The following is a 21,084-nucleotide window of genomic DNA, read 5'->3' as shown; positions in this document are numbered from 1 at the left end:
CCTACTGTTGAACGACTGCCGGAGTGACGGGCGCACCCTTGGGTTTCATCAGGCTGAAGTCGATCAGCGGCCGTTGCTGACGCTCATAAGGGTTGCCGATCATCAATGGCCGAGGCTTGAAGCTGTCGCTGACCAGGCTTTTGCTGCGGTCCAGTTCATCGAAGCTCAGGCCGGCCAGATCCGCCCAAGTATGAATCAGCTGAGAACTGCTGTATGGCCGTCCAAGATCCTCGGCAAAACTCCAGTCATGGGTTTCGCGCCATTTCGGCGAAGCCCAGGCCATGAACGGAATGGTGTACATCGGCGCGGTCGGCTTGTTCTCGTTGCGGCCCAGGGTGTTGTGGCCCGAGGAGTCGAAGACGTCTTCGCCGTGGTCGGAGAGGTACAGCAGGAAGCCGTTCGGATCAGTCCTGGCGTAGTCCTTGATCAGGCTCGAGACCACGAAGTCGTTGTACAACACCGCGTTGTCATAGCTGTTGTACGTTGGCACCTGATCGTCACGCACGCCATCCGGCACCCCTTTGCGGTCGGTGAACTTGTTGAACGTCGGCGGGTAACGGTACTGGTAGCTCATGTGCGTGCCGAGCAAATGCACGACGATCAGCTTGCGTGGCGCCGTATCGGCCAGTGCCTTGTTGAACGGTTCGATCACATCGCCATCGTACTGGGCGGCGTTCTGGTTGCGGTTGTTGTTCAGGTACACCTGCTCGTCGGCCTGCTCGGAGAAGGTCGTGAGCATGGTGTTGCGCTTGGTCATGGTCTGCTGGTTGGTGATCCAGAAAGTCTTGTAACCGGCCTGTTTCATCATGCTGACCAATGACGGCGTCGTCAGGTAGAGGTCCGGGTTTTCTTCATCGGCGAAGGTCAGCACCTGCTGCAACGCTTCGATGGTGTAGGGGCGTGGCGTAATCACGTTATCGAAAACCGCCAGTTGGTCCTTGAGCTTGTCCAGTTCCGGGGTGGTTTCCCGAGGGTAGCCGTACAGGCTCATGCGCTGACGGTTGGTGGACTCGCCGATCACCAGCACCAGGGTCGCCGGCTGATTGGCCATCGAATCGGTGAGGTTCTTCAGCGGCGGGATCTTACTGGCGCTGTCGAGCATGTCTTGCATGCCGGCCAGGGTGTCGAGGTAACGGTGATAGGCCACGGCCATCTGCCAAGGCACCGCGGGCTCGATGCGGGTTTCGAATTTCTCGAAGCCACCGGCCAGGCTGCCGGTGCGTGCGGTCTGCTTGATCAATGGGTAACCGACCACGGCCAGCAGAATCGCCGTCGCCGCGACCAGCGCCTGGCCACGCGGCAGGTGTACCGGGCGCAAGCGGGTCCACAGGAAATATGCGAAAGCAGTGTGCGCGAGAAAGGCCAGCACCATCCACCAGGCAAAATACTGGGTCATGTACTCGCCGGCTTCAGACACGTTCGATTCGAACATGATGAAGATGACGCTCTGGGAAAATTCCTGCTGATAAATGAAGAAATATCCCAGGCTGGCCATCGAACAGGCCCACAGCACCACGCCGATCAGTGCGGCCATCACACGGGTTTGTCTGGGGAACAGTAGCATCGGCGCGAGCCAGACGGCGCTCATTACAAAGGCCTGGCGGAAACCGGTAAAACCGGAAGTGCCCGTCAGTTGAATCAGCAGTTGGGTGATGCCCGAAAAATACCAGAAGAACAGAAATAACCAGAGAAATCCTGCCCAATCAAAACCTGTCGCAGACGTTTTGCTGCGTTTAAACAAAGCCATTCAGCACTCCAGCCTGATGATTACTTCGGCCGTCGGCACGTTCCCTGTCGCAGACGAACGGACGCCGCGCGGATACCGAGCGGCCACAATGAACCGGAGTATCAACAAGCCGATGTGAAAACTTTGTGAGTTGCCAAGGCTGGCAGGGTTGCAGCGAGTCGGAAACAGCGGCGGCCGTTTCCGATACAAATGAGGATGTCAGGCGTGGGGAGTGCGTTGGGTGACGGGCAAGGGCTGAACCTGATTGCCTTGGGTCAGCAGGCGCAATTGCGCGACTTCCCGCTTCAACTGGTCACGCTCGTCTTTCAATTGGCGCAGTTCGTCGCGACGGATCGTGACGTAAAGGGTTTGTGCTGGCAGTGCTGTGTGTACGGTGCCCATTGCTCACCTCGCAAATGGCGGTATCAACTGTAAGTCGGCTCCCGAAATCGGGGTGCTCACTTACTATCGGCGCCAATTTTGATTTCTTTTACCCCTGAAGGGAACTTTTTTATTTTTCATGGTCGTTGTGTCTTCGGCACGATTGCCGACGTTATCAGTCTGGATCGGGCACAATGCCCGGAAACTTCATCCCGCCGCTCTGGACTAACCCTCATGAGTCGCGTTGGGCTATAACCTTTGACACACTTTATTTGTAGTAGGGAGCATCAGCACATGCAACTCGGGATTATTGGACTGGGCCGCATGGGCGGTAATATTGCGCGGCGCCTGATGCTCAACGGGCATACCACCGTTGTTTACGACCGCAATACCGCCTTTGTCGACACCCTGGTTGAAGAAGGCGCCACCGGTGTCTCCGACTTGCCAGCCCTGGTCGCTGGCCTGGCCAAGCCACGCGCGGTGTGGGTCATGCTGCCCGCCGGCGCACCGACCGAAGACACCATCGACACCCTGAGTACCTTGCTTGAAGCGGGCGATACCATCATCGACGGCGGCAACACCTTCTATAAGGATGACATCCGCCGGGCCAAGACCCTGTCGGAAAAAGGCCTGCATTACATTGACGTAGGCACCTCTGGCGGCGTCTGGGGCCTGGAACGTGGCTATTGCATGATGATCGGCGGCGATGCCGAGACTGTTAAGCGTCTCGACCCGCTGTTCGAAACCCTGGCCCCGGGCCTGGGCGACATCCCGCGCACCAAGGATCGCCGGTCCGACGACGATCGCGCCGAGCGCGGTTACATCCACGCCGGCCCCGCAGGCGCCGGGCACTTTGTGAAGATGATCCATAACGGCATCGAGTACGGCATGATGCAGGCCTTCGCCGAAGGCTTCGACATCCTCAAGACCAAGGCCAGCGAAAGCCTGCCAGAGGATCAGCGCTTCGATCTGAACGTGGCCGACATCGCCGAAGTCTGGCGTCGTGGCAGCGTGGTCTCGTCCTGGCTGCTCGACCTGACCGCCGACGCCCTGGCCAGCGACCCGAAACTCGACGGTTACTCCGGGTCGGTGGCTGACAGCGGTGAAGGTCGCTGGACCATCGAAGCCGCCATGGAACAATCGGTGCCCGTACCGGTGCTGTCGAACTCGCTGTTCTCCCGCTACCGTTCGCGTGGGCAAGGCACCTTTGGCGACAAGATTCTCTCGGCCCAGCGCTTCGGCTTCGGCGGCCACGTGGAGACTCCGAAAAAATGACCCATGTGATCCGCAGGAAATCCAAGGCAGAACCCGCGCCGCCCACCACGCTGTTTCTGTTCGGCGCCCATGGCGATCTGGTCAAGCGCCTGCTGATGCCGGCGCTGTACAACCTGAGTCGTGACGGTTTGCTGGGGAATGGACTGCGGATCATCGGCGTCGATCACAACGCCATCAGCGACGAGGCCTTCGCCAAAAAACTCGAAGATTTCATTCGGGCGGAAGTGGCGGCCAAGGTCGGCAAGGGCGATCACGCCCTTGATCCGGTGTTGTGGGCCACACTGGCCAAACACATCAGCTATGTCCAGGGCGACTTCCTGGATGAACGCACCTATGAAGCGCTGGCGGCGAAAATCACCGCCAGCGGCACCGGCAACGCCGTTTTCTACCTGGCCACCGCACCGCGCTTTTTCAGCGAAGTGGTGCGGCGTCTCGGCGCTGCCGGATTGCTGCAAGAAACCCCTGAAGCCTTCAGAAGGGTGGTGATCGAAAAACCTTTCGGCTCCGATCTGTACACCGCCGAAGCCTTGAACGCGTGCTTGCTCAAAGTGATGACGGAAAAGCAGATCTACCGGATCGATCACTATCTGGGCAAGGAAACCGTGCAGAACATTCTGGTCAGCCGGTTCTCCAACAGCCTGTTCGAAGCCTTCTGGAACAACCATTACATCGACCACGTACAAATCACCGCCGCCGAAACCGTCGGCGTGGAAACCCGTGGCAGTTTTTATGAGGTCACCGGCGCCCTGCGGGACATGGTGCCCAATCACCTGTTCCAATTGTTGGCGATGGTGGCCATGGAACCACCGGCTGCTTTTGGCGCCGACGCGGTACGCGGCGAGAAGGCCAAAGTCATTGGCGCGATTCGCCCCTGGTCAACCGAAGAGGCGCGCGCCAACTCGGTGCGGGGCCAATACACCGCCGGGGAGATCGATGGCAATCCACTGCCCGGTTATCGCCAGGAAACCAACGTGGCGCCCGACAGCACCACCGAAACCTATGTCGCGCTCAAAGTGATGATCGACAACTGGCGCTGGGTCGGCGTGCCGTTCTACCTGCGTACTGGCAAGCGCATGAGCGTGCGCGACACCGAGATCGTCATTTGCTTCAAGCCGGCGCCGTATGCGCAATTCCGCGATACCGAGGTCGAGGAGTTGCAGCCGACCTATCTGCGGATCCAGATCCAGCCCAACGAAGGCATGTGGTTCGACCTGCTGGCCAAGCGGCCGGGGCCGGCGTTGAACATGGCCAATATCGAGCTGGGCTTTGCCTACAAGGATTTCTTTGAAATGCAGCCGTCCACCGGCTACGAAACCTTGATCTACGATTGCCTGACCGGCGATCAGACGCTGTTCCAGCGGGCCGACAACATCGAGAACGGCTGGCGCGCCGTGCAGCCGTTCCTCGACGCCTGGCAGCAGGACGCAACCGTGCAGAGCTATGCGGCCGGCGAAGACGGGCCACAGACCGCTGACGAGCTGCTGACCCGCGACGGTCGCGTCTGGCACAGCCTCGGATGAGTGACGTCACGCAACAGCCCATCCGTTTTCTGCTCAGTGATATGGACGGCACCTTGTTGTTGCCCGATCACAGTCTCAGTCAGCGCACGATTGAAGCGGTCGGCGCCTTGCGCGAGGCTGGCGTGCTCTTCAGCCTGGCCACCGGGCGTCCGCCCAAAGCCATGTTGCAGCAGATCCAAGCTCTGGGCGTCGATCTGCCAACGGCGGCGTTCAATGGCGGCACGATCGTCAACCCGGACGGCAGTTTGCTGGTCGCGCATTATTTGCCGGCAACTGCGGCGCTGACGGCGCTGGCGCTGTTTACCGATCAGCCGGACATTGAAGTCTGGGTGTTCAGCGGTGGTGACTGGCTATTGAAGGATCCGTACGGCCCGATGGTCCCGCGAGAGCAGCATGGCCTGGGGTATCCGCCGGTGGCGGTCGAGAGTTTTGAGCCTTGCCTGGCACACATCGACAAGATCGTCGCCGCCAGCAACAACACCGAATTGTTGATCGAGCTGGAAGCGCGGTTGCTGGCCAAGGTCGAAGGCCAAGCGCAGGTGTCGCGTTCGCAACCGGTCTATCTGGACGTGACTGCGATGCAGGCCAACAAGGGGGCAGCCCTGGCGACACTGGCCGAGTTTCTTGGCGTGTCGCTGGAACACACCGCCGCGATGGGCGACGGCGGCAATGACCCGGCAATGTTTCATCGTGCCGGGTTGTCGATCGCCATGGGGCAGGCGGAAGAGGCGGTGAAGTGTCAGGCCGACCTGGTGACCGGGGCCAACACCGAAGATGGCGCGGCCCAGGCGATCGAGCGATACATCCTGAGTTCAGTCTGAACCGCGTTATCGTTCTTCGCGGGCAAGCCTCGCTCCTACAGGTTTTACACATTCCGTAGGAGCGAGGCTTGCCCGCGAAGGCGTCAGACCTGCCACCTCAAAGCCAATAGCTTACGGCGTACCAGCCAAGCCCTCCCATCACCACGGTGTATGGCAGCGCCATCCACACCATCCGCCCGTACGACAGACGAATCAACGGGGCAATCGCCGAGGTCAGCAAGAACAGGAACGCCGCCTGACCATTGGGCGTCGCCACGCTCGGCAGATTGGTGCCGGTATTGATCGCAATGGCCAGGGTTTCAAAGTGTTCGCGGCTCATCTGGCCGGAGATGAATGCCTGTTTCACTTCGGTGATGTAAATGGTCGCCACGAACACGTTGTCGCTGATGGCTGAGAGCAGGCCATTGGCAATAAATAACATGCCCGGCTGTTGGTCGGCCGGCAGCGCCAGCACCCACTGGATCAGCGGCCTGAACAGTTGCTGATCCTGAATCACCGCCACCACGGCGAAAAACACCACCAGCAGCGAAGTGAACGGCATGGCGTCCTTGAAGGCCGTGCCGAGGCGGTGTTCATCGGTGATGCCGGTGAATGAGGTAATCAGCACGATCACCATCAAACCGATCAGTCCGACTTCGGCAATGTGAAACGCCAGCGCGACAATCAGGATCAGCGCCGCTGCCCCTTGAACCAACAACGCAGCGCGCTGACGCGAAGTACGCTCGGCGTTGTCTTCGGCGGCGTAGTTGGCCAGCACCGCACGCACGTTGTCCGGCAGCAACGTGCCATAGCCGAACCAGCGCAGTTTCTCCAGCAGCACGCAGGTCACCAGACCCGCTGCCAGTACGGGCAACGACACCGGGGCGATCTTCAGGAAGAACTCGGCGAAGTGCCAGCCCATCTCATGGCCGATCAACAGGTTCTGCGGCTCGCCGACCAGCGTGCAAACACCGCCCAACGCCGTGCCGACCGCGCCATGCATCAGCAGGCTGCGCAGGAAAGCGCGGAATTGTTCGAGGTCGGCATGGTGCAATGCCGGCAAGTGCTGGTCATCACCGAATGAGCTGTCCTGACGCGGGTCGTTGCCCGAGGCGACGCGGTGATACACCGAATAAAACCCCACGGCCGCACTGATGATCACTGCGGTCACGGTCAATGCATCGAGAAACGCCGACAGAAACGCAGACAGGAAACAGAACATCAACGCCAGCAGCGCCTTGGAGCGAACCCCCAGCAGCAGGCGCGAGAACAGAAATAACAGCAGGTCTTTCATGAAATAGATGCCCGCCACCATGAACATCAGCAGCAGGATCACCGGGAAGTTGTGCACCAGCTCGTCATAAAGCGCCTGGGGCGTGGTCATTTTCAGCAGCAGCGCTTCGACCAGCAGCAAGCCGCCGGGCATCAGCGGGTAACACTTGAGTGCCATGGCCAGGGTGAAGATGAACTCCAGCACCAACAACCAGCCAGCCGCCACTGGACCGATCGTCCACAACACCAGTGCGTTGAGCATCAGGAATCCGATAATGCTTGCTTTGTACCAGCGGGGTGAATGCCCAAGAAAATTGTGTGCGAAGGCCTGGGCCATTGAGCCGGACATCGGCTACTCCTTGTATTAAGAAGCGCGCAACTTGCCGTAAGCGGAAGGGAAGATCAAGTACAGGCTAGTGATAATAACGCGCGACAACTGCGCGGCAGTTTCCGTCCAGTGAATAGCCGCCTACGACGATACAACCGTCGGCTTGCACAGCCAATGAAGTGGCGGTGTCCGGACCGCGACTCAGGCACGTGCGAACCCAGCCCATGCCATTGGCGAAGCTGCGATCCAGCGATCCGCCGGGTAAATACCGGGCGAGTAGGAAATCGGCGTTAATTCCGCCGACCGTCGCGCCGACGGTCAGCACACGGCCGTCCGGCTGTGCCTGGGCGGCAGTCCACTGGCAGCCGCTGTAACCAATTTTCAGCAGTTGTGGCTGACCACCCTTGCAGCGGGTGTCCGGTCGGCCATTGCTGTGAACTTTCAAGGCGAGGCAGTGCATTGGGTCTCGACTGCTGCCAAAGCAATGCAAATCACCATTTTCGTGCTGGACGATCTGGCAGACCTGGGCACTGTGGCCCCGGACCTTGAAGGTCATGAACCCATCCATTGAGAAACCGTCATCCAGCTGGCCATCGGTGTGATAACGCGCCAGCAAACCTTCCTCGGGAGAGTTGATCGATCCGCCCACCAGGATTTGGCCATCGCGTTGCACCGTCAGGCTGTTGAGCCTGGAGTTCATCAGCAAGTGCCGGACCATGACAAAACCGCGACCATTGAAGGTGCTGTCCAGCGAACCGTCGGCGTTGATCCGTATCAGCATGCCGACGTGATCGGCCCGTTCGAAATGATGATTGGCCACCAGCAGGATCCGACCGTCGTCCTGCACGCAGATATCACAGGCCTCGCTCCCCGGTACACCCAGCGGTAACCAGGCGTCGCGAGCGCCTTGGGAAAGATTACCCGGCAGGCGCACCACGCAGCGTCCATGGTCGCCAAAACCCTGGACCGGGCAGCCTTGCGGATCAAACATCGCCAGGGCGGGCAGCGTACGGTGAGCATTTTCATAGTGCAGGCCGGCCACCAGAATGTGCCCGTTGGCCAGCACCCGCACCGTGCCCGCCATGGCTTCGTGGCCGTGGGCGAACTGCCCGATGACGCTGCCCCGTTTGCCGAATGCCAGATCCGCCGAACCGTCTTCAAGCAGGCGGGCCAAGCCAAAGCGGCTGCCACCTGGCGTGCCGACCTTGGCTGCCACCAGTATCCGGCCGGTGTGGTCAATGGCGACGCCATTGACCCTGCTGGAGAGACTGTCGGCGAAATACACTTGAGTCTTGCCGGTGCCCGCGAAATGGGTATCGAGTTGCCCGGCATTATTGGCGTTTGCCGCAATTGCAAAAGCACTCTGGAGTGACATGCACGCATCTCCTTGCCAGTCGTCCTTGTCCGGGTGCCCGGAGAATGACTGCCTGAGCACAATATTCAATCCCTGAATGCGATGATGTGCAACTGCCATTACGCTCGGAAGGAGGGGCGTTTTGTGCCAGAACAGTGTCTTTTCGAACCACTGCCAAGCCTGCCAAGTAATCTGGCGCAATAGAAGTTGAAAAAGGTGCTTGGCGTCGTGCGGCTGACCGTAGAAAACCGTCAACTAAGGAGAAGGGGGGCGCGGATCACCGGGCGGTAATCCGCGAAAAAGATTAATGCGGCATGGACCACGATTGCAGTGTGTAACCTTCCTCGCTCAACTCGGCGCGGGCTTGTTCCAGCACGTGTGCAAGTTGCTCCGGATCGGAATAGGCGCTGCTTGGAATTTGTTTGCGGCTGATGCGAGTGTTAGTGCGATCGATGATAGTCAGGCTGAGCTCGCCATTACCGTCTTGTGGGGCCCAGGCCACGCATTGAAAGGGTTGGAATGCGCGGTCGGCAATCAAAAGAGCTTCGTTGATACGGAGCGGGGCGTTCATGGGATCTTCTCTCTGTATGCCCAATCAAGTGATGTGCCGTCGGTTGGGCTTACCGTTCGGCTGGTTACTTGTACTGATGTCCGCAACCGGGGGTTGGGTCACACCCAAACAAAAGAAATTTCAACTTTCTTTGATTGGCCAGCGATTCAGGCAGTTACTGAAAGCTGAATGAAAGGTTCAACTCGTTAGGCAACTCATCAAGTGGTTTCTTATAACTAATCAGTCAATGTCCCTATAAGCAATCGATACAAGCTGGCGTCAAAATCTTGCTAGTGTTACACCGAAGACCGCCAAATGACTGTTTTTAATAATATTTCCTAAAATTTGGCGCCAAGGAACAGTCATGATCGAAGCGCCTGCCTTACGACGTCTTTTAGTAGTGGATCCTTGCGACGACTGCCATCGTTTACTGCCGGGTTTACGCACTGTGGGTTGGGATGTTGACAGCTGCAGCCTGGAAAACGCCACCGAACGAACCTGCGACGTCGGTCTGTTGCGCTTGCAGCCATTTCATCTGGAACGCCCGGAAGCCGTCAAGGAACTGATCACCCGTAGCGGCACCGAGTGGATCGCGGTGCTCAATCAGGAAGTCCTGCGATTGCAGAATGTCGGGGATTTTGTCTGTGAATGGTTTTTTGACTTCCATACCTTGCCGTTCGATGTCTCACGGGTTCAGGTCACGCTCGGCCGAGCGTTCGGCATGGCACGCCTGCGCGGCCAGGGCACGGTTCATATCGATCAGCCTGAACACGAGTTGCTCGGCGACAGCAAACCGATTCGCGAACTGCGCAAATTGCTCAGCAAATTGGCGCCCACCGAATCTCCGGTGCTGATCCGCGGCGAAAGCGGCACCGGCAAAGAACTGGTTGCCCGCACCCTGCATCAACAATCCCAGCGTCACAGCAAACCGTTCGTGGCGATCAACTGCGGCGCGATTCCCGAACACTTGATCCAGTCCGAATTGTTCGGTCATGAGAAGGGGGCCTTTACGGGCGCCCATCAGCGCAAGGTCGGGCGGATAGAAGCGGCCAACGGCGGAACCCTTTTTCTCGATGAGGTCGGTGATCTCCCTCTGGAACTGCAGGCCAATCTGCTGCGTTTCCTGCAGGAAAAACATATCGAGCGGGTCGGCGGCCAACAGCCTATTGCGGTGGATGTGCGGGTATTGGCGGCGACGCACGTCGACCTGGAGGAAGCCATTGAGAAGAAACGCTTTCGCGAAGATTTGTACTATCGCCTGAACGTTCTGCAAGTGGTCACCGCGCCACTGCGTGAGCGCCATGGCGATATCTCGATGCTGGCCAACCACTTTTCCCATTTCTACAGCCATGAAACCGGCCGTCGTCCTCGCAGCTTCAGCGAGGATGCGCTGATTGCCATGGGCAAGCACGACTGGCCAGGTAATGTCCGCGAGCTGGCCAACCGGGTACGCCGTGGGCTGGTACTGGCCGAAGGGCGGCAGATCGAGGCGCGAGACCTGGGGTTGCTCAGTCAACACGCCTTCGCCACGCCGATGGGCACCCTTGAAGACTACAAGACCCGCGCCGAACGCCAGGCGCTGTGCGATGTGTTAAACCGGCACAGCGACAACCTGAGCGTCGCCGCCCGCGTCCTGGGCGTGTCGCGGCCGACTTTTTACCGATTGCTGCACAAGCATCAAATCCGCTAGGGCGGGTAAACGAAAAGGCCCGCTGCGAGTTAAATCGCAGCGGGCCTTTTCCATTGGGGTGATACGGTTAGAAGTAGTACGGGAATTTCAGGCTGAAGGAAAAGTCTGGCGAGTCGTCGGTCAGGCCGATGGCCAGGTTGGGAACGATCGTCAGGTTTTCGGTTGCTGCCAGGGTCATGCCGATGTTGAAGTTGGCCGAGTTGTAATCGCTGTTGGAAATCGATTGCCAATCGCCACCGTCGGGCTTGATCTTGCTCTTGCGGGCGAACTGATCGGTGAACGAGAACGACATACTCATCTTCTCGTTCAAGGCGAATGCAATGCCGGCGCCGATCTGCCAGGAATCCCCCAGTTTCACGTCCCCGGACACCTTGGAGTTGGCCTGAGGGCTGATGTCGCTGAAAGAGTCTTGCATGTTGTAGGTGTAGGCCAGGCTGCCGAACAGCACGGCCGGGTCGTAGCTCTTGACCAGCGAGATGCCCGGGGTGATTGCCCAGACACCATTGCCGGTAGGCAAGTCCTCGGGTACCGAGAGGTTATCGTTGTTCGGGTCATTGACCAGCTTGATGCCGTAAGGGTCCTTACCGGTCGGCGCCTTGAGGCGCAGTGTAAAGACCGCGTCGGGCAGATTGGCCGACTCATCCAGAAACTTGTAAGCAACGCCAAAGTTCACATCGCCGATGGTCGGGTCGCGGGTAACGGTGGCGTCCGATGTCACCGGGCCTGCGCCACCGGCGCCACCGGAGGAATACGTTGATTCGCGGTAAACCACGGGGACGTTAATGTCGAACTGCCAACGTTGTGCCACGTTGTAGCGGGCGGTCAGGTCCAGGGTCCAGTTATCCGCCTTGATACGGTCGAGGTTGATGTTACCGAGGAAAATCGAGTCCAGTGCCAGGAAGCCGTTGAGTACCAATGCACGGGTATCGTAGTGCGTGTAGGTCAGGCCGGTTTCGACGCTGAACTTGCCGCCACCGAAGAAGCCGCTGGCTTCGTCATACAGGTTGGAAACGCTTTGCGCAGGCGCCGAATCATCCTTGAGCGATTGGCCATATGAACTGCCTGTGGTTCCCGGCGCACCGGCGGCCACCGTCTGGCCACTCCCAGGCGTTTCGGCGGGGGATTTGGTCAGGCGTTTGGGAGCAGGTGTCGCAGGTGTTGCTTCGACTTGGCGAATGCGTTGCTCGAGTACCATCAGCGCGTTCTGTTGTGCTTCGTAACGCTGTTTCAGCTCCATGAGTTCTTTTTTTAGTGCTTCGACCTGAGGGTCTGGTGCTGCGTATAGCAATGTGGCCGGGGCCAGGCTACTCAAACAAACGATAGCGCTGAACGTCAACGAACGGTGCATGGGATATCCGTCCCTTCTGACTACATCGGGTGAGACTGAGCGTAGATCAGAATCCGAGAGTGCGAAGACCTTTGAGCGGGTCCAGGTTGCCGTTCAGCGAACCGGCTGTCGCGTTGTCACGCAGCACGACATTGAGGGATGTGAGGTTGCGGACCTGGTTGCCACCGCCGAGCAAAGTCGTGTTCTGCATCAGCCCACCCTCGCCCAGGCGTTGTACGGTACTGCCCTGATTGTTTTTGCCCACGATGTTGAGTTGCACACCCGTACCGGTCGAGGAAACGCTCAGCGAGCCCGCGCCATTGGCGCTGACCAACGTCGAGCCTGCGGCCAGTGCCTGGCCCTGCTGTTGCGTTGCTGGCGCTTGGCTAGCCTTTGTGACATTGATTTCAACGTTGTTGTAGGCCGAGTTATTGTCGCCGGCAGCCCGCACGACTTGAGTGACGCCTTCGGTGCTGTTGAGGCCGCTACCGCCAGTGACGGTACCGGTGCCTTGCGAACGCGCTGAGCCATTACCTTTTTCGTCGATCATCGACACATAGAACTGTGGCGTGATGGTCGATTGTTGAATGTGCATCGAGGACGTTGCCCCGATCACTTCACCGTTGGCATTTTGCCAAGTGCTGGTCATGACAATGCCGAAACTGATGATCCGTCCCGGCATGACATAGCGGCCTCGCAGGGTCGCCAATTCCTGATCCTTCAGTTCAATGGGTTTGAACGTCTGTGCCTGGGTTGGCAGGCTGGCGGCCAGGCAAACCACGGCTAGCCAGATTGCAGTCTTCATTGAATGCTCCCGGAGCGTCGTGCTCCTCGTCATTAGAAGAAGTCGCTTTGGATGAATCCGAAATCCATCAACTCTGCATCTCGCACCGGGGTGAAGGTGTTGATGCGGTTCTTGGCGGTCAGAGGCATGGGTGGCTCGAGCAACGCATTGCTTTTGTCGTAGCCCTGACCGATCACGGCAAAGATGATGCCGTTCCAGCCTTTTACGAAGTCGTCGACGTTGTAGCGTTTATGACCGAGTACCGGATCTCCGATATAGACCCAGCCCTTGTGGACTCTTTGCATGACCACAAAATGTTTGTAGCCACGGATATCCAGCAGCACCACAACCGGAATTCTGATGTCGCTCAACGTTTGCGGCGCTACCCGGTAGCCACGGGCCCGCATGCCGATACTTTCCACATAACGCTTCATGTCGAGCATGGAGAAGCCCTGGACACGGACAAGATCTTGATCGGAATGTGCCAGCATGCCTTCGATGATCTGTTCTTCATTCACGTCCAGCCAGTAGGCCTGGCGCAATATGGTCGCCAGCGCAGCCGCGCCGCAACTGAAGTCGGTTTTCTGTTGCACCAGGTCGGCAAATTTACGCTCGTGCATGCTCTGGATCGGCTTATATACCACCGCGCCGCCCGGCAGGACGGAAAGCGGCATTTGTGCGGCCTCGCTCACACTGGCCACGTAAAGTAACAATGCCAAGGCGATAATGCGCATGTCAGGACGCCTTCTGGTTGTGTTGAAACAGGCCCCCGTAAGGGGGCCTCAAGAGACAGCCATTAGAACGAACTGTTGGAAATGGCCAGCGAGTTGCTTTGTTGGTTACCCACACCGGCAGCCACGTTGACGCCCAGGTTGCCACTGCCACCATTGACCGAACCGCTCAGGATCGCCGTGTTGGTCACAGGGTTTGCCCAGCCGGTTGGAGTCAGCACTTGATAGGAATAGGTGTTGCTCAAATCGAAAGAACTGCTCTCACTGAACGTTTTCGATTTGTCGAACGAAGATTCGGACTCTTTACTGCCCGATTTTTCGAACGAGGAGGCGGACGATTTCTCCCACGATTTATCGAACGATCTTTCGAACGAGGAATCGCTAGATCTATCGCGCGATGCGTCGAGGGATGCGTCGATCGAAGCGGTAAGCGATGCGTCGAAAGTATCGGTGCGGGTGCGTTCGCGACGGCCATCATCCCGAGTAACGGTCCTGGTGGCATTCGCAGCAGCGTCCACGGCAACGTTCAAAGACGCACTTCTGGTAGAACTCCAATCCGAGCTCCTGGAGCCGCTCGCATCAACACTCTTGGAACCACTGGCCTCAGAGCTCCTGGAACCACTCACATCAAAGCTCGAAGAAGCGCTTCTATCAACGCTCAAATCGGAAGATTTATCGCGAGAGAAACTACCGCTGGCCGTTCTGGTAACGGTTATCGTATCCAGGCGGGTCGTCCGATCGGCGTAGTTATTCACGACCAGGCCAGGCCCTTGTTGATCGGCAGAGGCGGTGGCTGTGGCGTTACCGAGCGGGGCATGGGTGTTGGCAATGGCCATGGTATTTTTCTGCTGGTTAAGGTCGCCACCAGCAATGTTGATACCCATATTACCGCTGCCGCCATTACCCGATCCGCCCATCACGGCAGAGGCTGTGCTGCCGAAGTTGTTGACCCTGTTGTTGTTGCTGTATTGCGTGACGTCGGCGGTGGCTGTGGCGGTGCCGAACACGAAGCTGTTATCGAGACTGGAGTCTGAGGCAGCGTTTGCGATGGCGGACGCGTTGTCTTGTTGGTTGCCATTACCGGCAGCCACGTTGACACCGACGTTGCCGCTGGCGCCTGTGGCGGAACTGCTCATCTCGGCTTCGTTGATGGTCCCTTCGTTACGGATGCGGTTGCCGGTACTGCTCTGGTTATCCCAGGCATTGGCAGTCGCATAGACAGGGATCTTTGTTGGAGGAGGGGGTTGATGGTTGTTGTGATGGCCATGGTGGTGGCCATTGTCACGCCAATCGTTCGCTTGTACAGCAACAGCCATGACCGCAGCAATTGCGAAAACCAGAGGCTTGAGAGCCATCGAAGGTTTCATGGTGATTCTCCGTACTTATTTTAGGTTAAGTGTTGTTTCTACCTGTACCTGTTTGGGTCAGTCCGTGACCCGTACGCTCAGGGTGTTGGCCGTTCGGTTTCCCACCCCGGCGCTCTGATTCAACTGGATCACCCCACGGCTACCGGTGAAGGCCTGATCGCTGGTAGCGATCTGGCGATAGCCTGGTGCAGAGTCAGTTGGATCGGAGTTGGTGATCAGCGTCACGTTCTGCTGCATGAGGACGCTGTCGTCGATACTTTGCGGCTGTGTACCGATGCTGATCCGCAGGGCATTGGCTTGCTGGTTGCTGGCGCCCGCGCTCTGGTTGACGCCCAGCACGCCGCTGCCGTGGCTGAAGGAGTCGCCTTGAATGCTGGATCGAGCATCGATCCTGGGGTCGACCTGCGTACGCAGCCGTTGGCGAATCTGTGTGGTAGCACTGGCGTTGTTGCCAATGGCAATGGCCCGGGCGTTGGCCTGTTGCTGCTGATCGCCCGCAGCCTGGTTGACCGAGAGGTTGCCTTGATGCTGCATGCCCGAACCGTCGATGTCGGCGTTATCGATGACGGGAGATTGGGCAAAGGTCGATGCACTGCAAACCATGGCGATCATCAGCAGCGTACGATTCATCTTAACGGTCTCCCGTTACGACTTTCAGAGCACCCAGGCCTTGCTGGATGTTTGAATTGACCATGTTGGCAATACCGTTGCCCGAGTTTCCCGACCGTCCAGCAGGGAGGTTGGAAAGCTGGGTCTGGTGGGTGATATTGCCGCCCAGGTTGTTGGTGTTTTGAGTGACTATGCCGGAGATGCCTGCACCAGTGGCGACGCCGGCAAAGTCGCCGTCGCTCAACTCGTTCGTTTGTTTGAGGACTTGTTTGGACGGGTTGGCATTGGCGATCGTGGGGCTGGGGTCGGGAGCCACCGGCGCACGGGTTGCGATGCGTGGTTGGACATCACGTTTGATAATGATGATGCCGTTGTCAGCCTGTACCGGCAGGCAGACACTTGAACCCAGTGTGCATCCAATCAGCAGGAGGCTGTAGATGCTGTTATCGAATTTCCCCACGGTGGCAATTCCTTCTTTGTGTGGGCTGGTCCTGGTCAGCGTTGAGAAGGAGAGAGCGAAAGCTGTGCCGCTTTTAGATAATTGTTTCTATTCAAAGAGTTATCGATCAAGGAAAGCGGATCGATGGTTCGCTGTTTCAGGGCTGAGACAAGCGCCTGGGGCTGCAACGGGAGAAAGGGGGCGCAATGCTCTGGATCCATGCTTCGTGCTGTGGTGTGTCAGTGCTTTAACATATGGCATGACAGAACGATGAACGACGCTGAAACAGGTCGTTGGAGAGCAGAGGTATGTTTCAGAAACGGACGCATTTGCAAAAATACCGCAACTGTAGGAGCGGGCTTGCCCGCGAAAGCGGTGTATCAAGCAAAATCAATGTTGACTGTGCCGCCGTCTTCGCGGGCAAGCCCGCTCCTACAGGGGATGTCATCAGCACCCGAGTAGCAGCGTGACGGCCTGCAATGCCTGATCCCTGCGTTCTGCCCAGTTGCCTTGAATCACTTGAAATGGCTGCCGATGCTGCTCCAGCCACGCTCGGGTCGCATTGAAAAAGCCCCGGCGTTCATCCAGTTCCGGCTGACAGCGCTGACCGTCATCGGTCCAGTCGACGAGTTCAGGGGACAGCAGCAAGTGCAAGTCATAGTGCCGAGTCAGCAACGCCTGTTCGAGCCAGGCCGGACAATCGCCAAACAGGGTCTGGCTCCAGAGCATGTTGCTCAGCAAGTGCGTGTCGAGAATCAGCAACGGAGGCTGAAGGGCGCGGGCGTCGTCTTCCCATTGGAGTTGACCGCGGGCGATCTCGGGAATATCGGCCAGGCGGGTGTCGCGCGCCTCCTGCTCAATGAACCAGCGCACGTATTCGCCCACCAGAACACCACCCAATTGCTGCTGCAGTTCGGCGGCCAGCCAGCTCTTGCCGCTGGATTCGGGGCCTGTGAGCACCAGCACTTTCATGTGCGCAACGCCGGGTCGGCGCGCCACGTTCGCCAGCCTTGCACAGCCAGCAGGGCGAATACCCCATAGAGGCCGGCGGTCAGGTACAGCGCTTTGTAGATGAACAGGCCGACGAAGATCACATCCAGCGCGATCCACAGCGGCCAGCATTGCAGACGTTTTTGCGCCATCCATAACTGTGCGACCAGGCTGAAACCGGTCAACGCCGCATCGAGCCAGGGCTGAGCGGCATCGGTCCAATTCGCCATCGCAGCCCCCAGCAGCAGACTGCCGAGCGCGCCGACGGCCAGGCCGAGCGCGGTGGATTGGCCATCGAGCAGGCTGACCTGCCGCCCGCCATGAGTCAGCCCCGCATGGGTCCACTGCCACCAGCCGTAGAGCTGCAACGCGGCGTAGATCACTTGCAGCAACATGTCCGAATACAGCTTTACCTCGAAAAAGATCCAGCTATACAGCAGCACCATGACCAGGCCGATCGGCCAGCACCAGGGGTTCTGTCTGACCGTCAACCAGACGGCAATCACGCCGAGGGCGGCGGCAAACAGTTCAAGCCCGGACATGGAGGTTCCTTGGGGAAGACGAAGAGGTGGCGGATTGTAGCGGCAGGCGCTGCCAAGTAGAACCGGCTTGCGCGGTCCGGTGTAGCAGCTGCCGAGCCCGCGAGGCTGCGTTCGGCGGCGAAGCCGTCGTAAATTCTGCGCACGCGGTCTGTCTGGAACACCGCGTCGCCTGATTTTACGACTGCTGCGCAGCCGAACGCAGGCTGCGCCAGCTGCTACAAGTGATTAGACCCGAAACTGCTTGAGCAGTCCGTTCAACTGCTCGCTCAATTCCTTGAGGTGAACGCTGGCCACGCTCGACTGTTCGGCCGCCAATGCCGTGCTGTGGGACAACCCGGCGGCCTGGGTGACGTTCTGATTGATGTCTTCGACCACATGCGCCTGCTGCAACGTCGCGCTGGCTATCGAGGCATTCAACCCGTTGAGATTACGCAAGGCCTGGCCGATGGCATTCAGGCTGGCCCCGGCCAGGCCGGCCTGTTCGATGGTCAATTGCGAGGCACGGCTGCTGTCGCCAATCACCTTGACCGCCGCTTCGGAATGGCTTTGCAGGCGTTCGATCATCGACTGGATTTCTGCCGTCGACTTCTGGGTGCGCTGGGCCAGCAGGCGTACTTCATCGGCGACCACCGCAAACCCTCGACCTTGCTCGCCGGCCCGGGCGGCCTCGATGGCAGCGTTGAGAGCCAGCAGGTTGGTTTGCTCGGCGATGGAGCGAATCACCTCCAGGACACTGCCGATTTGCGTGCTTTCGTCAGCCAGCGTACGAATCACGTCGACGGCTTGATCGATGGTCGAAGACAGCTTGTCGATCTGCTGCAGGCTGCCATCGATATTGATCTGCCCCTGTTGCGCCTGAGACTCGGCATCGCGCATTTCGCTGGCCGCGTGCTCGGCGTTTTTCGCGACGTCCTGCACGCCGTAGGTCACTTCGTTGATCGCGGTCGCCACCAGTTCCATCTGTTGGGACTGCTGTTGGCTGCGTTGCTGGGCTTGCGCGGCATCGTTGCCCAGTTCACTGGAAGACTGGCCCAGCGCGCCGGCAGACACTTGCAACTGACTGATGACCAGGCGCAGTTTCGCGGTAAAGGCATTGAAGTGCCGGGCCAGTTGCGTGACTTCGTCCTGGCCGTGGGTATCGAGGCTGCGGGTCAGGTCGCTTTCACCGCTGGCGATGTTGGCCATGGCGTTCACGGTTTCCTGCAGCGGGCGCACGATGCTGCGGGCAATCATGATCACCAGCAGCGCCATGATCAGGGCAATCACCAGCCCCACGAAAGAGGCCTTCCAGACCTGCGCATAAAACTCGGCCTGCATGTCATCGATGTACACGCCCGAACCGATGACCCAGCCCCAGGGCTCGAACAGTTTGACGTAGGAGGTTTTCTCCACCGGTGCACTGGCGCCCGGTTTCGGCCAGCGGTAGTCGACCATGCCGGCGCCCTTGGCCTTGGCGATGGCGACCATTTCGTTGAACAGCGCGAAACCGTCCGGGTCGCGGATCGTCGAGAGGTTCTGGCCTTCCAGTTTCGGATTGGTCGGGTGCATGACCATGACGGGGGTCAGGTCGTTGATCCAGAAGTAGTCATTCTGGTCGTAGCGCAAACCGCGCACGGCGGTCAGTGCCTGCTGTTGCGCGGCGGCGCGGGGGAGGGTGCCGGCGGTTTCCAGGCTGTGGTAGTAGGCCAGGATGCCACTGGCGGTCTGCACCACGTGCTGGGTCTTCTGGACCTTGGCCTGATAGAGGTCGTCGTGGATCTGCTTGAGCATCATCACGCCCAACGTCAACAGCATCACCACGGCCACGATCAAGATAAGCCACAAGCGTCGGCTGATCGACACACTGCGCAAGCTGTTCATAAGGCGGTTACTCCGGTTTCTTGTTCTTGTCATAAACGATCGCCAGCATCCAACCACACGTTGCCGACCGGGCCTATCCGACTCAGGTCGTATTACGCGGCAGCGCAAATGGGGCGTGTCTGATAGGATTTCGGCCCCGCACGGAAAAACCTGAGTCCAAGTCAATTTTTCACGGAATTTTTACGGTTTTGTGTGGATCTTGTGCGCGCGGGGATTCAGCGGACGCTGATCGCGGTTAACGCTCTACCAATTATTAACGGGGCATGCCTTGGGGGCATGGCTTCTTGGGGGATTGATGGATTTTTGGACAGCCTTTCAGGCATTGATTTTAGGCGTTGTAGAAGGGCTGACGGAGTTCTTGCCCATTTCCAGTACCGGGCACCAGATCATCGTGGCGGACTTGCTCAACTTTGGGGGCGAGCGGGCCATGGCCTTCAATATCATCATTCAGCTCGGTGCGATCCTGGCGGTGGTCTGGCAGTTTCGCCGCAAGATCTTCGACGTGGTCATCGGCTTGCCGACGCAGCCTAGCGCTCGACGTTTCACTGCGAACCTGCTGATCGCTTTCCTGCCGGCGGTGGTGTTGGGGGTGATCTTCGCGGATCTGATTCACGAGTATCTGTTCAACCCGATTACCGTGGCCACCGCATTGGTCGTGGGCGGGGTCGTCATGTTATGGGCCGAACGCCGTCAGCATGAAGTGCATGCTGAAAGCGTCGACGACATCACCTGGAAAGATGCCCTGAAAGTCGGTTTCGCCCAGTGCCTGGCGATGATCCCCGGAACCTCGCGTTCCGGCTCCACCATCATTGGCGGCTTGCTGTTCGGCTTGTCGCGCAAGACGGCCACCGAGTTTTCGTTCTTCCTCGCGATGCCGACCATGGTCGGTGCAGCGGTGTACTCGGGCTACAAATACCGCGATCTGTTTGTACCGGCTGATTTCCCGGTGTTCGCCATTGGCTTCATCACCGCGTTTATCTTTGCGATGATCGCCGTTCGCGGCTTGCTCCTGTTCATTGCCAGCCACAGCTACGCGACATTCGCCTGGTATCGCATTGCGTTCGGTCTGGTGATCCTGGCCACCTGGCAGTTCGGCTGGGTCGACTGGACCGCGGTCAAGTCATGAACAATTGCGCCGCACGCAACAACCCTGGGCGCGCGATTCAGAACCCCAGGCTCAAACTGATGGTGTTCGCGGCGCTGTGCGCAGTGCCGTTGTTTGGCTCGGTGTCGCTGTGGCTGCGCGGGGTGTCCCTGATTCCCCTGGCGGCCTACGGCATCGTCAGCGTGCTGGCGTTTTTCCTGTACTGGAGCGACAAGCACAAGGCCCGCGCCGACAGCTGGCGCACGCCGGAGAACGTCTTGCACGCGGTGGAACTGGCGGGCGGTTGGCCGGGGGCCTTGCTGGCCCAGCAAGTGTTTCGGCACAAGACCCGCAAGGTTTCGTTTCAACTGGTGTTCTGGCTCATCGTGTTGATGCATCAGGTGTTCTGGATCGACCAGCTGTTTCTGGGCGCTCATCTGTTCGCGTTGTTTTAA

At 58.8% G+C, this 21,084-nt stretch carries 20 protein-coding genes; 6 read left to right on the top strand and 14 right to left on the bottom strand.

Annotated features, from left to right (window positions below; translation table 11 throughout):
- Position 1 precedes the first annotated feature (1 nt).
- Positions 2-1,747, bottom strand: a complete 1,746-nt coding sequence (locus HCU66_RS09755) for a phosphoethanolamine transferase CptA (RefSeq protein WP_205888278.1) — start codon at positions 1,745-1,747, stop codon at positions 2-4.
- 198 nt (positions 1,748-1,945) lie between these two features.
- Positions 1,946-2,128 carry a DUF6026 family protein gene (locus HCU66_RS09750; RefSeq protein ID WP_205888277.1) on the bottom strand — a complete coding sequence of 61 codons (183 nt, stop codon included), beginning with the start codon at positions 2,126-2,128 and terminating at the stop codon, positions 1,946-1,948.
- Positions 2,129-2,401: 273 nt separating this feature from the next.
- Here HCU66_RS09750 and gnd point away from each other — a divergent pair, with 273 nt between their 5' ends.
- Genes gnd through HCU66_RS09735 form a run of 3 tightly spaced genes read left to right on the top strand, consistent with a single transcriptional unit; the run spans position 2,402 to position 5,723 of the window.
- Entirely contained in the window at positions 2,402-3,382 is a 981-nt protein-coding gene (gene gnd / locus HCU66_RS09745) for a phosphogluconate dehydrogenase (NAD(+)-dependent, decarboxylating) (RefSeq protein ID WP_205888276.1), read from the top strand.
- Positions 3,379-4,902, top strand: coding sequence for a glucose-6-phosphate dehydrogenase (zwf, locus tag HCU66_RS09740; RefSeq protein ID WP_205888275.1), 1,524 nt, complete (start codon positions 3,379-3,381; stop codon positions 4,900-4,902). Before gnd ends, zwf begins: the two co-directional genes overlap by 4 nt.
- Entirely contained in the window at positions 4,899-5,723 is an 825-nt protein-coding gene (locus HCU66_RS09735) for an HAD family hydrolase (protein WP_205888274.1), read from the top strand. Before zwf ends, HCU66_RS09735 begins: the two co-directional genes overlap by 4 nt.
- A 97-nt stretch (positions 5,724-5,820) precedes the next feature.
- Here the strand turns inward: HCU66_RS09735 and nhaB are convergent, their stop codons facing one another.
- The 3 genes from nhaB to HCU66_RS09720 form a co-directional block, all read right to left on the bottom strand.
- Positions 5,821-7,323, bottom strand: coding sequence for a sodium/proton antiporter NhaB (gene nhaB / locus HCU66_RS09730; RefSeq protein ID WP_205888273.1), 1,503 nt, complete (start codon positions 7,321-7,323; stop codon positions 5,821-5,823).
- Between the two features lie 64 nt (positions 7,324-7,387).
- Entirely contained in the window at positions 7,388-8,677 is a 1,290-nt protein-coding gene (locus HCU66_RS09725; RefSeq protein ID WP_205888272.1) for an NHL repeat-containing protein, read from the bottom strand.
- 283 nt (positions 8,678-8,960) lie between these two features.
- Entirely contained in the window at positions 8,961-9,227 is a 267-nt protein-coding gene (locus HCU66_RS09720; protein ID WP_205888271.1) for a hypothetical protein, read from the bottom strand.
- A 343-nt stretch (positions 9,228-9,570) separates the two neighbouring features.
- Here HCU66_RS09720 and HCU66_RS09715 point away from each other — a divergent pair, with 343 nt between their 5' ends.
- On the top strand, positions 9,571-10,896 hold the full coding sequence (locus HCU66_RS09715) for a sigma-54 dependent transcriptional regulator (protein WP_205888270.1): 1,326 nt from the start codon (positions 9,571-9,573) through the stop codon (positions 10,894-10,896).
- 67 nt (positions 10,897-10,963) lie between these two features.
- Here the strand turns inward: HCU66_RS09715 and HCU66_RS09710 are convergent, their stop codons facing one another.
- The 9 genes from HCU66_RS09710 to HCU66_RS09670 all read right to left on the bottom strand — a co-directional run bounded on the left by HCU66_RS09710 (position 10,964) and on the right by HCU66_RS09670 (position 19,545).
- On the bottom strand, positions 10,964-12,244 hold the full coding sequence (locus HCU66_RS09710) for a coiled-coil domain-containing protein (protein ID WP_205888269.1): 1,281 nt from the start codon (positions 12,242-12,244) through the stop codon (positions 10,964-10,966).
- A 46-nt stretch (positions 12,245-12,290) separates the two neighbouring features.
- Positions 12,291-13,028 carry a hypothetical protein gene (locus HCU66_RS09705; RefSeq protein ID WP_205888268.1) on the bottom strand — a complete coding sequence of 246 codons (738 nt, stop codon included), beginning with the start codon at positions 13,026-13,028 and terminating at the stop codon, positions 12,291-12,293.
- A 32-nt stretch (positions 13,029-13,060) separates the two neighbouring features.
- Positions 13,061-13,741 carry a C39 family peptidase gene (locus HCU66_RS09700; RefSeq protein ID WP_205888267.1) on the bottom strand — a complete coding sequence of 227 codons (681 nt, stop codon included), beginning with the start codon at positions 13,739-13,741 and terminating at the stop codon, positions 13,061-13,063.
- Positions 13,742-13,803: 62 nt separating this feature from the next.
- Positions 13,804-15,105 carry a heme utilization protein gene (locus tag HCU66_RS09695; RefSeq protein WP_205888266.1) on the bottom strand — a complete coding sequence of 434 codons (1,302 nt, stop codon included), beginning with the start codon at positions 15,103-15,105 and terminating at the stop codon, positions 13,804-13,806.
- Positions 15,106-15,162: 57 nt separating this feature from the next.
- Positions 15,163-15,735 carry an adhesin gene (locus HCU66_RS09690; RefSeq protein WP_205888265.1) on the bottom strand — a complete coding sequence of 191 codons (573 nt, stop codon included), beginning with the start codon at positions 15,733-15,735 and terminating at the stop codon, positions 15,163-15,165.
- A gap of 1 nt (position 15,736) precedes the next feature.
- Positions 15,737-16,174: a hypothetical protein gene (locus tag HCU66_RS09685; RefSeq protein ID WP_205888264.1), complete on the bottom strand. Its 438-nt coding sequence runs from the start codon at positions 16,172-16,174 to the stop codon at positions 15,737-15,739.
- 426 nt (positions 16,175-16,600) lie between these two features.
- Entirely contained in the window at positions 16,601-17,125 is a 525-nt protein-coding gene (locus HCU66_RS09680) for an AAA family ATPase (protein WP_205888263.1), read from the bottom strand.
- The gene (gene pnuC / locus HCU66_RS09675) at positions 17,122-17,685 is read right to left on the bottom strand and encodes a nicotinamide riboside transporter PnuC (RefSeq protein WP_205888262.1); all 564 of its coding nucleotides are present in this window, start codon (positions 17,683-17,685) and stop codon (positions 17,122-17,124) included. The genes HCU66_RS09680 and pnuC overlap by 4 nt, the downstream gene beginning before the upstream one ends.
- 225 nt (positions 17,686-17,910) lie before the next feature.
- Positions 17,911-19,545, bottom strand: a complete 1,635-nt coding sequence (locus HCU66_RS09670) for a methyl-accepting chemotaxis protein (RefSeq protein WP_205888261.1) — start codon at positions 19,543-19,545, stop codon at positions 17,911-17,913.
- Positions 19,546-19,840: 295 nt separating this feature from the next.
- On the opposite strand from HCU66_RS09670, the gene HCU66_RS09665 reads away from it, so the two are divergent.
- Both HCU66_RS09665 and HCU66_RS09660 read left to right on the top strand, forming a co-directional pair.
- On the top strand, positions 19,841-20,671 hold the full coding sequence (locus HCU66_RS09665; protein ID WP_205888260.1) for an undecaprenyl-diphosphate phosphatase: 831 nt from the start codon (positions 19,841-19,843) through the stop codon (positions 20,669-20,671).
- Positions 20,668-21,084 carry a DUF1294 domain-containing protein gene (locus HCU66_RS09660; protein ID WP_205888259.1) on the top strand — a complete coding sequence of 139 codons (417 nt, stop codon included), beginning with the start codon at positions 20,668-20,670 and terminating at the stop codon, positions 21,082-21,084. Before HCU66_RS09665 ends, HCU66_RS09660 begins: the two co-directional genes overlap by 4 nt.

The organism is Pseudomonas frederiksbergensis, from assembly GCF_017114915.1.
GTDB lineage: Bacteria > Pseudomonadota > Gammaproteobacteria > Pseudomonadales > Pseudomonadaceae > Aquipseudomonas > Aquipseudomonas frederiksbergensis_I.
This window is presented reverse-complemented; position numbering and strand designations above follow the sequence as displayed.

Excerpts from the sequence above, each read along its gene's own strand:
- gnd (WP_205888276.1), top strand. The coding sequence starts at position 2,402 with ATGCAACTCGGGATTATTGGACTGGGCCGCATGGGCGGTAATATTGCG.
- HCU66_RS09725 (WP_205888272.1), bottom strand. The coding sequence starts at position 8,677 with ATGTCACTCCAGAGTGCTTTTGCAATTGCGGCAAACGCCAATAATGCC.
- HCU66_RS09715 (WP_205888270.1), top strand. The coding sequence starts at position 9,571 with ATGATCGAAGCGCCTGCCTTACGACGTCTTTTAGTAGTGGATCCTTGC.
- HCU66_RS09750 (WP_205888277.1), bottom strand. The coding sequence starts at position 2,128 with ATGGGCACCGTACACACAGCACTGCCAGCACAAACCCTTTACGTCACG.
- HCU66_RS09755 (WP_205888278.1), bottom strand. The coding sequence starts at position 1,747 with ATGGCTTTGTTTAAACGCAGCAAAACGTCTGCGACAGGTTTTGATTGG.
- HCU66_RS09660 (WP_205888259.1), top strand. The coding sequence starts at position 20,668 with ATGAACAATTGCGCCGCACGCAACAACCCTGGGCGCGCGATTCAGAAC.
- HCU66_RS09695 (WP_205888266.1), bottom strand. The coding sequence starts at position 15,105 with ATGAAACCTTCGATGGCTCTCAAGCCTCTGGTTTTCGCAATTGCTGCG.
- zwf (WP_205888275.1), top strand. The coding sequence starts at position 3,379 with ATGACCCATGTGATCCGCAGGAAATCCAAGGCAGAACCCGCGCCGCCC.
- HCU66_RS09690 (WP_205888265.1), bottom strand. The coding sequence starts at position 15,735 with ATGAATCGTACGCTGCTGATGATCGCCATGGTTTGCAGTGCATCGACC.
- HCU66_RS09735 (WP_205888274.1), top strand. The coding sequence starts at position 4,899 with ATGAGTGACGTCACGCAACAGCCCATCCGTTTTCTGCTCAGTGATATG.
- nhaB (WP_205888273.1), bottom strand. The coding sequence starts at position 7,323 with ATGTCCGGCTCAATGGCCCAGGCCTTCGCACACAATTTTCTTGGGCAT.
- HCU66_RS09705 (WP_205888268.1), bottom strand. The coding sequence starts at position 13,028 with ATGAAGACTGCAATCTGGCTAGCCGTGGTTTGCCTGGCCGCCAGCCTG.
- pnuC (WP_205888262.1), bottom strand. The coding sequence starts at position 17,685 with ATGTCCGGGCTTGAACTGTTTGCCGCCGCCCTCGGCGTGATTGCCGTC.
- HCU66_RS09710 (WP_205888269.1), bottom strand. The coding sequence starts at position 12,244 with ATGCACCGTTCGTTGACGTTCAGCGCTATCGTTTGTTTGAGTAGCCTG.
- HCU66_RS09720 (WP_205888271.1), bottom strand. The coding sequence starts at position 9,227 with ATGAACGCCCCGCTCCGTATCAACGAAGCTCTTTTGATTGCCGACCGC.
- HCU66_RS09700 (WP_205888267.1), bottom strand. The coding sequence starts at position 13,741 with ATGCGCATTATCGCCTTGGCATTGTTACTTTACGTGGCCAGTGTGAGC.
- HCU66_RS09665 (WP_205888260.1), top strand. The coding sequence starts at position 19,841 with ATGGATTTTTGGACAGCCTTTCAGGCATTGATTTTAGGCGTTGTAGAA.
- HCU66_RS09680 (WP_205888263.1), bottom strand. The coding sequence starts at position 17,125 with ATGAAAGTGCTGGTGCTCACAGGCCCCGAATCCAGCGGCAAGAGCTGG.
- HCU66_RS09670 (WP_205888261.1), bottom strand. The coding sequence starts at position 19,545 with ATGAACAGCTTGCGCAGTGTGTCGATCAGCCGACGCTTGTGGCTTATC.